Annotated in this window: 10 protein-coding genes; 1 reads left to right on the forward strand and 9 read right to left on the reverse strand. The window is 67.3% G+C overall.

Annotated features, from left to right (window positions below):
- Position 1 precedes the first annotated feature (1 nt).
- From VH569_RS13120 to VH569_RS13130, 3 genes are read right to left on the reverse strand one after another with little or no spacing between them, the layout of a single operon-like run.
- The gene (locus tag VH569_RS13120; protein WP_423315723.1) at positions 2-775 is read right to left on the reverse strand and encodes a hypothetical protein; all 774 of its coding nucleotides are present in this window, start codon (positions 773-775) and stop codon (positions 2-4) included.
- Positions 775-2,322, reverse strand: coding sequence for a hypothetical protein (locus VH569_RS13125; RefSeq protein ID WP_423315724.1), 1,548 nt, complete (start codon positions 2,320-2,322; stop codon positions 775-777). Before VH569_RS13125 ends, VH569_RS13120 begins: the two co-directional genes overlap by 1 nt.
- Before the next feature lie 4 nt (positions 2,323-2,326).
- Positions 2,327-2,848, reverse strand: coding sequence for a hypothetical protein (locus VH569_RS13130; RefSeq protein ID WP_423315725.1), 522 nt, complete (start codon positions 2,846-2,848; stop codon positions 2,327-2,329).
- Positions 2,849-3,164: 316 nt separating this feature from the next.
- Between VH569_RS13130 and VH569_RS13135 the strand changes: the two genes are divergently transcribed.
- Positions 3,165-3,362: a hypothetical protein gene (locus VH569_RS13135; RefSeq protein ID WP_423315726.1), complete on the forward strand. Its 198-nt coding sequence runs from the start codon at positions 3,165-3,167 to the stop codon at positions 3,360-3,362.
- Between the two features lie 58 nt (positions 3,363-3,420).
- On the opposite strand, the gene VH569_RS13140 is transcribed toward VH569_RS13135, so the two are convergent.
- Genes VH569_RS13140 through VH569_RS13165 form a run of 6 tightly spaced genes read right to left on the reverse strand, consistent with a single transcriptional unit; the run spans position 3,421 to position 12,337 of the window.
- Positions 3,421-3,816 carry a phage tail fiber protein gene (locus VH569_RS13140; RefSeq protein WP_423315727.1) on the reverse strand — a complete coding sequence of 132 codons (396 nt, stop codon included), beginning with the start codon at positions 3,814-3,816 and terminating at the stop codon, positions 3,421-3,423.
- A gap of 2 nt (positions 3,817-3,818) precedes the next feature.
- Positions 3,819-10,157 (reverse strand): phage tail length tape measure family protein, encoded by a 6,339-nt coding sequence (locus VH569_RS13145; RefSeq protein ID WP_423315728.1) that lies wholly within the window; start codon positions 10,155-10,157, stop codon positions 3,819-3,821.
- Positions 10,154-10,546, reverse strand: coding sequence for a DUF1799 domain-containing protein (locus VH569_RS13150; RefSeq protein WP_423315792.1), 393 nt, complete (start codon positions 10,544-10,546; stop codon positions 10,154-10,156). The genes VH569_RS13145 and VH569_RS13150 overlap by 4 nt, the downstream gene beginning before the upstream one ends.
- Positions 10,507-10,875, reverse strand: coding sequence for a hypothetical protein (locus VH569_RS13155; protein ID WP_423315729.1), 369 nt, complete (start codon positions 10,873-10,875; stop codon positions 10,507-10,509). The genes VH569_RS13150 and VH569_RS13155 overlap by 40 nt, the downstream gene beginning before the upstream one ends.
- Positions 10,876-10,904: 29 nt before the next feature.
- Entirely contained in the window at positions 10,905-12,152 is a 1,248-nt protein-coding gene (locus tag VH569_RS13160) for a hypothetical protein (protein ID WP_423315730.1), read from the reverse strand.
- Between the two features lie 5 nt (positions 12,153-12,157).
- On the reverse strand, positions 12,158-12,337 hold the full coding sequence (locus VH569_RS13165; RefSeq protein ID WP_423315731.1) for a hypothetical protein: 180 nt from the start codon (positions 12,335-12,337) through the stop codon (positions 12,158-12,160).
- Between the last annotated feature and the right edge of the window lie 2 nt (positions 12,338-12,339).

Below are 12,339 nucleotides of genomic sequence, written 5' to 3' on the forward strand. Positions count from 1 at the left end.
GTTAAAGCCTCTCTGTGATGCTGAAAATGCTGGACCAGTAGTTCCCGTAAGTGCGCTTCGGGGGCTGGAGGTTCTTGAGCAATCCCCAAATGCTGACGTCGCCGGGATTGGGGTCGCTGCTATCGGAAATCACCAGAACGTCGTTTTCCGAGCCGCAGATACGCTGCAACTCGCGCAGATGCGTGCGCTCGTCGGTCAGTGAAATGAAGTCGAGACCGAAGGTGGTCGCTCTGGGGTTTGCGCCAGGGGTGATGAAGGTCTGTCCGGCTCGACCGACCGTCTGCGTGCCGGTGGGTGCGCGCCCCCACTCCTCCCCGAGCGGAGGCCCGTACCGCGGCGTCCACAACGGGCCGACATACAGCCTGCCACCCCGCGTCTCCGCCACTGCCGGATCCGACAGGTACAGGCGCAGCGACCGGGTGGTGACGGGTTGAGGCAAGACGTGGAGCATGTAGCCGAAGCGCGGGTCCACCCGCGCCGGAATATCACCGCTATCGTAGAGGTCGGCGTTGCCCGGCATGTCGGAGGCGGTGATCTGGCAGCGACCCGTCTCCCACGTGTGGCTGGAGCCCATCAGGGCCACGCAGTCGATAGTCTGCGGCTCCGGCCAAACCAGATTGACCCAGGCGTTGCCGGTCAGCCCGGCCGACCAACGCCGCTTGGGGTGCGGGTCCACCAACAGCGTGACGGGCTTGGTCCCGACCTGTGCGCTGGCAGAGAGGATGGCGGTGTCGGCACAGTTCAGGTAGCCGATTTTCCACGTCGTATTCGGCATCAGGCCACCAGCACAGTGAGTTCGGAGCGGGCGTCTTCGGCGTCCTCGCTCAGAGCGGCGATGACGGCCAGGGCACCGCCCCGAAGCCGCCAGCGGGGATAGTCGATGCGCACCACCTCGCCCAGATCGCGCGCAAAGGCTTGGGTGCCGAGCTGGATGCGGTACAGCCCGCGCGGGGCCTGCCACATGGCCTCCAGTTCCTGCCCCAGTCGTAGAGCATCGGCCCGATCCCGGAAGTAGCCTTCCACCGGGGCCGGGTCGCTGGGCTGCTTGTAAAAAGCCCTGGTGGTGTCGTTGACCACCTCCGCCAACCGCCGGGCCTCCGCAAGCCAGCGTCGCCGTTCGTCCGTCACCGCGCCGGCAAGGTCCGAGGGCTGCGGCGTCCAGTTGCGGTCGTAACCCACCTTCCATCTCCATGGCGGCGGCGTGACTTCGGCGGGCGGCTCCAACGCGGTGGCGCTGACGATGTCGGTCTCGTCGTAGGTCGCCACCACCGGACCAGCGACTGGGAGCCGCAACGAACCGAGAGAGAACAGCCCACGCCGGCTGAAGCCGCCCCAACCGACACAGCCGCGCAGCAACTCCTCCAGCACGTCGGTGCAGGTCGATCCATCGTCGGGGCCGGTGAAGTAACCGACCGGCACATGGAACTGCCAGGGTGCCCGCGTCAGATCAGCGACGCGTGCGGACGGCACCGACGCACGATCCATGAGGATGTGCGCGATAATCTGGGCAGTTGTCCCCAGCACGACGCCACCCACCACCGCCCCGACCACGTCGCAGGTGACGGCGCTCTTCTCTGCCTCGTTAAGGTAGTCCGTGCGGAAGAACCCTGCCGCCGCGCAGGTGATGAAGCTGTTGGCCGGCACGGTCGCGGCCCGCAATGCGTCGGCCGTAGGATAGTCCGGCCCCTTGGCGAGCGCAGCGCCACGCGCATAGACGGCAGGAATGTCGCTGACCCGGCCGCCGTGGACCATGAACAGCAATTCGGCCGCAATGAGAAAGACCGGCGTGGCATTGAACACCCACCCGAGCGCCACCGGCAGACGCTTGCCCTCCAGGTCCGCGCCACCGTCCAGGCCGCCGGAGCCACCGAAGGTCCGCGCCTCGAAGGGCACCTCAAGAAGGTACTCCCAACCGCGCAACTGGACGATCAGGCGCTCGTCGGTCGCGTACCAGCCGGAAGCCGTGCCGTCAAAGAGGGGAATGAACTCGGAGACACGCCCGCCCGCCGCCCCGACCCGGATTACCACCGAACGGCCGGCAACGTCGAAATCATGGACCAGATCATCATAGCTGCGGTCCACGTTGATAAGCTCGGCCTCGCCGTACGACACCGACACGGCCCCTCCCAGCAGATCGGACAGCAGCGACCGCTCCACCCGCAGAGGAGACAGCAGCGCACCGGGATAGAGGGTGTTCTCGGGTTCCTCGCCGAACCCCGTCTCCACGTCCTCGGTCGCCGCATAGAGCGAGATGACATCGGCGGATGCCGTAGTCGTCGGCACAGCAGAAAGCGGGCTATCGGAGAGCGCTTGTCCAAGCATGGAGCTACTCCGGAATTTGACGGGCGGTGATGGTGATGGTGTAGACCAGCCGATTGCGTCCGCTGGTCAGTTCCTCTAAACGCAGCTGGCCGAACGCATAAACGGTGCCGGTAGCGACGAACGATGCCGTGGCGGCAACCACCCGGCCGGCGATGACCGATAGAATGCTGACCCCGGTCGCTGTGGCACTGACACCCCGCAGAGCACCGGCCGCCCCCGAGACAGCGGCAGCTGCCGTTGCCGCCCCGGTGACGGCAGTTCGCCGCCCGGCGGTGCCGGACGATAGGCTGGTCGCCGACAGCCCGCCAACCACCCCGGCGACACGGCCGGCCAACCCGGCGGATGACGTCACCCCGATCAGCGAGCCGGAGGCGGCGCCAACACGGGATGCAGTGGCGGTAGCACCGCTGCTCCCCAGCAGTGCGCCATTGAAGCTCCGCCCGGCCCCAGCCACGCCGCTGACCGCGAGAGTGCCGCTGGCTGCCCCGGTGGCGGCAGCCGAAAGGCCGGCGGCAACGGTGGTCAAGCCGGTCCCCGCTGTGGAAGCGCTGACGCCCGCGGTCCGACCGGCGGTGGCGGTTACCATCGAGTCGCAAGCCAGCACGCCCATACCGCCCCCCACCCGCGACGCAGCCGCCGTGCCGCCCGAACTGGCGGTCGTCGTGGCAGTGCTTGGCTGCGTACGGCCGGCGGTCGCGGCGACCGCCGATACACTGCTGGTCGAAGCATCGCCCGCGGCTGCCCTGCCCGCCGTTCCGGCCACAGTCGAAGCACCACCGGCTATCGCCAGGACACCCGCGCGAAGACCGGCAACCCCGACACCGACGAGAGCGGCTATCGCGGTGGCGCTGGCACCTGCCGTACGGATCACGGTCCCCGACAGCACCCCGCCACTGACGGCGACACCCGTCACACCCGCCGATTTGGTGCCTGCGGCAAGAGAGACCCCAGAGGCGGTGACCGCCGCCACCCGGTACGAGACGACGCCGGCCGTCGCGCTGGCGGTCGCCACCGACTGTACCGCCCCGCTGATCTCGTAGGATGCGCCGCCGCCAACCGTCGCAAGCGGAGCCGATCCGACCGGCGAAAACCCGAGCATCAGGTCAACGTCTGACTCAGACTGCCGGCTGCGAACTTCAACTCGTCCGCAGAGCCGATGGTTTTAGAAGCCGAAAGGGAGCCAAACCACAGCATGTTTCCCCCGGTCAGAGCATCGAAGATCGCCCAATCCGTGACCGTCCCCCACGAGGCGGTTGCCGGGCCAAGCACGATGGCAGCGGTATTGGCGGAGGTGCCGTTCGACGATGCCGACATAGCACTGGTAATCGCCTGCCGGGCGTAGCCGGTGCTTGTCGTGCTGACTTCCGTGCCCGGCGTCGTGACCGTCGAAGCCGAGGTCAACGCCGCCACATAGACGGCGGCAGGCATGGTATATGCCGCCTTGCCGTTGACGTGATCGATCAGTTTGTTTCTGAGGTAGTTGGACATCGGCATAATTAAGCTGCTCTCTTCTTGTTGTATTGAAGGGAAGACAGGGAAATCCTGAAATCCGCGCCTTGCTTGTCGACACGGCGCCGCAGTTCGACACCCTCTTCGCGCGCGACGGCGGCTTGCCTGTCGGCGGCATCGGCGACGGCGGCACCGATCTCGCGGGCATTCCGTCGCGCCGCCTCCCGAGATGCACGGATCTCGGCTGCAAGAGCGCTCAGGCCGGCATCGGAGGTGGTGACGCGGGGTCGGAAGCCGGTTGCGTTGACTGGCAGGTGATCGTTGGCAGTTGCCCAGGACTGCGCGATAGCCTTGCTCTCGGTGTGCGGGTAGACCCGTTCCCCGCCGGCCAGCTGGATCAGCTCCCGACCGTTTTCACCCACCCATGCCCACCCGGCCGGGGCACTGTCGGTGCCGGTTGCAAAGCCGGGGATCTTGCGAGTGCCGTTCAGCACCTCGGACAGACCGTAGGTCTGGAACCACAGCGCCAAATTGAAGGCCGGGTTGGCCTGCCGTGCCGCCTGGATGTCGGCGAATTGGCCGAAAGCCGCCTCAATATCCGCGTTGCTGAAGGCCTCCAGACGGCGGCGCTTGTCCTCCACGGTGGCGTCTACCAGGGTGGTGGGCGACGTGCTGGAGGTGGTGCCCGCCATGCGCTGAAGCGCGGTCAGCGAGGACTGCCAGACCAGATAGGATTGGTTCATGATGCTGTTGAGGCTAGACAGCTCTCCGTACTGCATCTGCCCGATGGCTGCCGCGCTGGCACGGTTGGCCTGCATCTCCGCCAACGTCTTGTTGGCGGTGGCCAACTGTCGCTCCGCCGCATCCACACCCATGGCTGTAGTATCGCCGAACTCCGCGAACACCTCACGGACCCAGTCATAATCCGTGCTGTTGGTGGGGCCGAAATAGCTCCGCGCCAACTGGATCAGGGACGGTCCCAGAGACAGCAAGCTCTGCTTTGCCGCCTCGCGCTCGTCGTCGGTTGCGGTCTGGCTGCGGAAGGTCCCTGCGGCGGTGCCGAACTGTCGCCGAGCCTCCTCCAGCCGCTCCTTGTCGGACAGAGGCGAGGTATCGGCAAGGGCGAGGCTGTCGAATGCCGACCGGAATGCGCGGGCCGACTGTGCGATCTTTACGGCACCGTTGCTCAGGGTGGTGATGTAGTCCTGCTGCGCCGTGATTTGGGCTTCATAAGCCCCATCCACGTCAGCCTTTGCTAGCTGGAAGGCCTTGGCCGCCCGCTCAGCCGCCTGCACCTGTTGAAGCACGGTTGTGTCGTAGCCGGCGGTCTTCGCATCGGCCAGGGCCTTGGCCTGCTGGACATCGAGCGCAATCAGCTCCGATCCGCGGGTGTTGCCCAGCGCACCATAAAGCCGGCTCTGCACATCGGCCTGGAAAGAGGCGAGGCTCGCCGCGGTGGTGCCGGCGTCGGCACTCATCGCCTTGATGGTCTGCGCCAGCTTGCCGATGTCGCTGGTCGCCCCATAGGTGGAGGTAATGACGTCCAGCTGGGTGGCGTTCAGTTGCGTCATGATGCTGTTGAGCTGCGCCGCCCGCAGGGTCTGCGCCTTGGTGATCGGCTCCCCCACCGCGGCCAGATCGCGGGCGTTGGTCTGTTCGTCCTCCAGCGATTTGGTGATCTGGTTCAGGAAGTCGCGCCCCAGCGCCGAATTGATCTGCTGGTCGAGGCTGGTGTTCAGTGTCTTGGCAAGCTTCTTCAGGCTGTTGTTCAGCCCCTCGTCCATCTTCTTTGCCGCATCGGCGGCGGAGTAACCGACGGCCTGAAGCACATCACCCATGTTGGACCACTGCGCCCGGTACTGTGCGGCCTGCGCCTCATAGACGGTGTAGGTCTTGGGGTCAGCGCCGGACACCAGCGTGTCGACCCAATTGCGGGTCGCGTTGGCGGCCTTGGTCGCGTCCAGCCCGGCATCGGATGCAGTCTGGCGGAAGTCCTTGATGGCGATGGTCAGGTCGGCCGCCGCGGTCTTGCCCTGCTTGCGGGCGGTATCCTCCAGACCGATCGCATTGTTCATCGCGTCGACCGAGTCTTGGAAGGTGGCGGCCAGCTGAAGGTGCTTGGTCAGCGATTCCGACGTGGTGGCGTTGCTCTTGGCGAGCACCGTCTTCACGTCATCGTTCACCCCGGTCAGCGAGCCGTTGCCGATCAGCCCCTTCAGGCTCTCCCGCATGTAGAACTGGACGGCTTGGCTCTGGTCGGTGAACTCGGTCTTCTGCCCCGCCTTGTCGCCCACCTGCGGGGTTACGAACCACTTGTTGTCCTTCTGGAAATACTGGATCAGGCCGGTGTTGGCGCCGTCGCCGCCGGTCAGCTTGCCGCCGATCCCGGTGATAACCGCATTCATTGCCTTGGCGATGGAGTCGGTCACCTGCTGCATTTGGCCGGCATCGGCCCCATTGTCAGCGAGCGCCTGATCGGTCCGAAACCCACCCGAGCCGTCCAGCGTGACGTTACCCGAGCTGTTCGGCCCGACGGTCTTCTTCTGCGTGCCCAGCATCGCCATAACGGCGCTGATGACGGCAGCGGCAGCGATGCCCCACGGTCCACCCACCGCAGACATGCCCCAGATGCCGGCACCGATGCCGGCGGCACCGGCACCGGCAGCAGCGCCCACCAGCGCGCCACCGGCTTTGCTGTTCATCGCCGTGCCAGCCAAGCCACCCAGAACCCCGCCCACCACGCCATAGGGCATCGCCGCACCGATGGTGCCCGCGGCACCGACAACGGCGTTGCCGGTGCTGGTCAGCATCATGTCGGTGGCAGCGGCTTCCGGGATCACCCCAGCCGCAGACGTGGACAGGCCGAGCGCTTCGCCCAAGCTGCTGGTGGCGAAGGAGCCGGCCGCCTGCGTCGCGGCCAAGCCCGATCCACCGCTCAGCATCTGCCAGCCAGCCCGGCCGAGACTGAACAGATTGGTGGCGTTGCTCATCAGCCCGCCCGATCCCTGCGACGCACCGGCAACCCCGCCGGCACCGGCAGGCGCCTGGATCCCGAACAGCGACGGCATCGCCCCCACCACCTGGGTGACGATGGGCAGGACGATGTTGGCTTCCAGCGCCGCCAAGGCGATGCGCTTGAAGATGGACTTGAAGACGTCCACCATGCTGGTGGCCTTGCTCGGGTCCATCAGCCGGTCATAGAGGTTTTCCGAAATGCTGCCGGCGATTTCCTTAGATGTCGCCTGCACCTCCTTCTGGAAATTGACCAGCGCTTGCGCGTCGGCGATCTGTTCCTGAAGGCGCACCCACTCCGCGATCTGTTCGGTGGTGGCGGATTTCGCCATCTGCGCGGCTTGCTGCTGGATCTGGAGGGAACGGAGCGCCCGCTCCCGGTACGGCTCCGCCCGCCCCATCAGCCCCAGTTCGGCCTGCGCCATCTCCAGCTCGGCACGAGCGGTACGCAGAGACTCCTCACCCTGCCGGCGTTTCCGGGCTTCGTCCGACCGCTTCGACAGGGTCTCATAATCGGCTGCCAGCTCGCGCAGCAGTTGCCCCAGCTCCGCCGCCCCTTCGGCTTCGGCGGCTTGCGCAGCGCCCAACAGCGCGGAGGTCTGAGCGGCAGCCTCCGCCTGTCGCTCCGCCTCCGCCTGTGCCGCCGCCCCGCCGCGGGCGGCATCGGCGACCTTCTCTTCCCACTCCACGCGAGTCTGAAGATCCGAAACGGTCTTGGCGCCATCGGCGGCGGCCTGCGCGGCGGCCGACAGCACCAGCTGGCTCGTCATCGCCTGGACGCTGACGGCGGCGTTGCTGGCGGCGGCGGCCTGCGCCTCCATGGCCGCCTTGTGACGAATGGTATGCTCCACCGCATCGGCAGATGACGAGGTGAAGCGCAGGAGTTCCTGCGTGTACTGGGTATTGAGGGTGGTTGCCCGGTCGACGGCGGAACTGCGGTCATTTTCCGCCGCAGTCATCTCCACCAAGGCTTCCTTGCGGCGCAGTTCAATCAGCCCCAGCCGGGCCGTGTCGCCCATGTTCCGCCGGTCTGCCTCGCGGTTTGCCTCCAGCTCCGCGCGATTGAGAACGCGTTGAGCGGCGGTCCCCTTCATCGCGACGGACAGATCCTCATAGGCCTGACGCTCGTCGTTCAGCCATTTCTGGTTCGCCGCGCTCTGGCTGATCTCCGGCGTGATGTCGTTCGCCGACCGGGTCAGCGGCGGGGCGGTAGCCCTTCCGCCGGCCGGCCCATTCTGCCGTTGAAGATCGTAATATCGCTGCTGGAGCGCCTGGAGTTGCTGACGCAGATTGTTTGCCGGCGGCATGTCCCCATGCCCGCGCTCCACCATGCCGGCCAACTCATTGCGCGTCCGATCCAGCAACGCGCTGGTCTCCGCCAGATCGCGCGCTTTCTGGATTTCCTCCGGCATGCCGGCAACCCACCAGCTCATGCCCTTGAGCGCCTGCCCCAGACCGCGCATCAACGCTTGCGCCAGATCGCTGGAACCCAGCTTCTCGATGAGGTTATCCCACTCCCGTTCCAATTCGTGGAATGCCTCAGCCGCGTCTGACCGCATCTGCTTGGTGGCGCCACCGAAGCGGCGCTGGAGCGCCTCCATGGCCGTCGCCAACGCACCAGTCTGATCGCTATGGCGGCCCATCAGGGCAATGTTCTTTGCCTCTTCGACCGAAAGGAAACCCAGCTCCTCATCCAGCTTCCGTACACCCGCGGCACCGCCGGCAAACGCATCGGCCAGCTTCGCGGCCACCTCTTCCACCGATCCACCCAGGACGGCCTGGACGTCCTGCGCCAGGGCAGCCAACGACCGCACCAGCGCGGCATCGCCGATGCGGGGATTGAGGGCAATGGTGCGGACGGCCGACGTGGCGTCCTGCCGGGTGACGCCGCGCTCGTCTGCAATGCCCTGTGCCATCGTCCGCAGGGCGGCGCCGGTGGCGTTGAGGTTGGGATTGAGCGCGCGGAGACGGATGTCCATCTCCCGCACTTCTGCGGTGATGGCGGAGGCACGGGCCAGCACGGTGGCGCCCGCCAGGGCCACGGCGCCAAAGCCGGCCGCGACGAGACTGGTTGGCGTCAACAACAGTGCCATGGCTCGCGACAGGCCACCCACGGCCATGACGGCCTGCGGCCCTTGCTGCAACAGCGGCCGGAAAATGCCCTGACCGCTGCCGACCTGAACGATGAAGTCCTGCGCCTGGAAGGACAGGTTTGTCATCTCATGGGCGGCCAGCCCCGTGGTGCGGGCCATGGCGGCGGCACCGCTGTTGGTGGCGGCCATCCCGGCACGCACGCGGGCCAGGGCGCGTTCCAATGCTATCGCCTCTTCGCCGGTGCGGGCGAAGGGGCGGAGTGCTTCCAGCCGCAGCAGTTCGGCTTCCAGCTTTTCGCCTTCGGTCCTCGTCCGGGCGATGACCTGGGCAAGCTGCCCCTGCGCCGCCACCGCAGCGCGGGCCGCGTCGGTGGACTGTGCGATCTCGGTTTCGGTCGCCTCGATGGCGCGGGCGAGCGCCTGCGCTTCCGGGATCGACTGGGCAAAAGGACGCAGAGCGCGCAGCTCATCCAGGCGGGCACGCAGCCGCTCCACCGGCGTCGCTGTTTCCACCATGATGGCGGCAAGCCGGGACTGTGCCGCCGCCGCGTCACGGGCCGACGTGCTCTGCCCCTCAAGAGCCGCTTCGGTGGAGGTGATCGCGCGGGTGAGCGCGTCCGCGTCCGCCTCGGTGGTGGCGAAGGGGCGCAGAGCGGCCAGTTCGGCCAGCCGGCCCTGAAGGCGCTCCACCGGAGTGCGGGTTTCGTCGATCAGCGCCGCCAGCCGGGACTGCGCGGATGCAGCTTGCCGGGCGGCTTCGCTGTGCCCTTCCAGGGCGGCTTCGGCCGCCGTGATGGCATGGGATAGCGCCTGCGCTTCTTCGACCGATGTGGCGAAGGGGCGCAGGCGCTCCAGTTCCGCCAGCGTCGCCTGAAGGCGATCCACCGGGGTCCGGGTCTTCTCAACCAGATCGGCCAACCGCTCCTGCGCTGCCGCCGCTATGCGCACCTCGTCCGAATGGGAAGCGATGGCGCGATCCAACTCGTCCGTGGCACGGGCAAGCGCGCGCGCCTGTTCGGCCGTGCCGGCGAAGGGCGCCAGCGTCTCCAGCTCCGCCAGCCGCGCCTTCAGCCGCTCCACCGGCGTCGCCGTCTCCTGGACGAGGCGGGCCAGCTTGGCCTGCGCCAGGGCGGCTTCGTCGGTGGCGGCCTTGGCGATCCGGCCGGCTTCCGCACCGGCGGCACCGATGCCGGCAACGGCGGCCTCCACCTGTTTGGCGGCCCCCACCACCTCCGCCGTGCCGTCCGCCTTGATGCGGAGAACCAGGGTCATGTCGCTCATTGCGGCCGGTCCCTCTCCAGGCGTTCCTGCCAGACTTCAAGCGCGACCTGTTCCATGTCGCGGATGTCGCCGAACAGCTCGGGGGTGGTGGTGATGCCCATCAGGGCGGCGGTCGGGGCGATGGCCCCGTAGTCCAGGCCGGTGGCCTGTCCGTCCAGTCCGGCCCGGCGCCACTGAGTGCCCAGCGCCAGGAAGAGTTCCAGCGCCGGGCGGTTCTCCGGCCAGACGACATAGGGGGCATCGTCCGCCGGGTTTTCGTCACCAGCGACACCGAAGAAGCCTTCGGCATCGTCCCGGTTGTCCTCACCCCGCCCGGCGCCGCCCGATGCCCACAGCCGGACGGCGCCTGTTAGTTTCCCTTGCGGGCCTTGCCGTTGACGCCTTCCCAGTAGGCATCCATGAAGGCGGAGCGGACGTAAGGGATGGCGATCAGTTTCAGCAGAGCCTCGTCACTGAACTCGAAATCCGGGCCATCCTTCGCCCCGACCTTGATGCCCTTCCAGCCGACCACGACCTGTTCGAGTACAAGACGGGTGTCGTCACAGATTTCGCCGGCACTGCGAGCGCGCAGGCCGCGGTCTGCCACCTCCGTGATGAATTCCGGCGGCATGACCCGGAACTCCACATCCACCTCCTTGGCGACCTTGCGGAAACCTTCGGTCGGGTCGTAGATGCGGGCCTTGTTCCAGAAGGTGTTGACCTCGTTGAAGACGAACATGGGCGGCGTTCCTTACGGCTTGGGGGAAGTCAGCGGGCAGTGAGGGTGAAATCGTCGTTGCCGGCATCGGACGGCAGGAAGGTCAGGGTGGCGGAGCACGCCACCTCTTCCCCGTCCTGTTCCTGCTTCGGCTCGGTGATCTGGACGCGCAGGGCCGACAGGTCGACGACGTTCCCGGCGGCGGTGCCATGGACGATGTGCAGGGCGCCGGTCAGGTCGTCGTGGGCGGCCATCTCCACGTCGAAGTCGGCCAGCTTCGGGTAGCGGAACTTGATGCTGGCCGTCGTGCCCGGCCGCGCCAGGATCACTTCGGCCTGATTTGGCCGGTCCTTGTACTCGAAGCTGTTCCCCAGATTGACTTCCAGGGACGTCAGAACGATGTCGACGCCGAACAGCGAGGCGACAGGGGTGTTGTCCCTCGACAGCACCAGACCCTTCGTGAAGCCGACCGGGGCCGGGGTCGGCGGCGACTGGTCGAGCGGGCGTTCCCACATCCCCTTGGTGTCGAAGCTGATCTTCGGCACGTCCTTCTCCGTGAAGGACAGGGTGGCGTTGCCGCGGGTGCCCCGCTGGCGGTAGAGGATGCCGGACTTGAAGAAGTAGATGCTGCCCGACTCGAAATCGTCCGACACGGGATGGTAACGGGTCAGCGCCGCCCCCAGCGCAATCGTCCAGCTGTCGCCCACCGCCAGAGCCGTGCCGACCGTGGGCATGATGGTGGCACCGCCCGGAAGTGCCAGGGGCGTGCCGGTCGTAACCGTGACGTTGGCGACGTTGTAGGCGGTGGCGCCGTCGACCGCCGGGGCGGCAACCGTCACCTTGGCGGCCCCGCTGGCACCGGCGGTGGTGCAGGTGATGGTGGCGACGCGGTCGACCGTCCCGGCATAGGCGGCGCCCATGGCGTAGGTTAGCGTCCCGGTGTTGCCAGCGGCCGGTGTGCCCGGCGACGCCTGCACCGTCGATGCGGCCGAACGGATCGTCTCGCCCAGGCCGACGCAGCGCAGCAGCGGGCCATAGCCGGGAATGATTCCGGCGGTTCCCGATCCGGACAGTTCGCAGGCGAACTTGGACGAGCGGTGGACGGCGACGTGGGTCTTCTCGCTGGCGCCCATGAAACCGCGGACATAGCCGCGGTCGATCACCTGTCCGTCCAGCGGCACGCAGCTGGCGTCCTTGATCCGGATGGCGTGGGCGCCAGTCGGAGCGGCATCGGTGCCGTACGTGGTCTCCACCTCCGCCAGAACGGTGGTCTTGCGCCAGAACAACGGGCCGGACATGGGGGTCACTCCTGAGTGTCGGTGGTGGAGACGGAGGTAGAGGGGCGGCGCCGGCCGGCCGGGCGCTTGCTGTCGGGATCCGGCGGGAGCGGCGTTTCGGTGGCAGGCACGGCGTCGGCACGGATGACGGCGCCGGTGGCGTCCAGGTGGTATCGGCCGCCCCGGCCGGTGTCGGTGGGGTCCATGG

Source organism: Azospirillum sp. 11R-A (assembly GCF_049472615.1).
Classification (GTDB): Bacteria; Pseudomonadota; Alphaproteobacteria; order Azospirillales; family Azospirillaceae; genus Azospirillum; species Azospirillum palustre.

Excerpts from the sequence above, each read along its gene's own strand:
- VH569_RS13145 (WP_423315728.1), bottom strand. The coding sequence starts at position 10,157 with ATGAGCGACATGACCCTGGTTCTCCGCATCAAGGCGGACGGCACGGCG.
- VH569_RS13125 (WP_423315724.1), bottom strand. The coding sequence starts at position 2,322 with ATGCTTGGACAAGCGCTCTCCGATAGCCCGCTTTCTGCTGTGCCGACG.
- VH569_RS13120 (WP_423315723.1), bottom strand. The coding sequence starts at position 775 with ATGCCGAATACGACGTGGAAAATCGGCTACCTGAACTGTGCCGACACC.
- VH569_RS13155 (WP_423315729.1), bottom strand. The coding sequence starts at position 10,875 with ATGTTCGTCTTCAACGAGGTCAACACCTTCTGGAACAAGGCCCGCATC.
- VH569_RS13140 (WP_423315727.1), bottom strand. The coding sequence starts at position 3,816 with ATGCCGATGTCCAACTACCTCAGAAACAAACTGATCGATCACGTCAAC.
- VH569_RS13160 (WP_423315730.1), bottom strand. The coding sequence starts at position 12,152 with ATGTCCGGCCCGTTGTTCTGGCGCAAGACCACCGTTCTGGCGGAGGTG.
- VH569_RS13165 (WP_423315731.1), bottom strand. The coding sequence starts at position 12,337 with ATGGACCCCACCGACACCGGCCGGGGCGGCCGATACCACCTGGACGCC.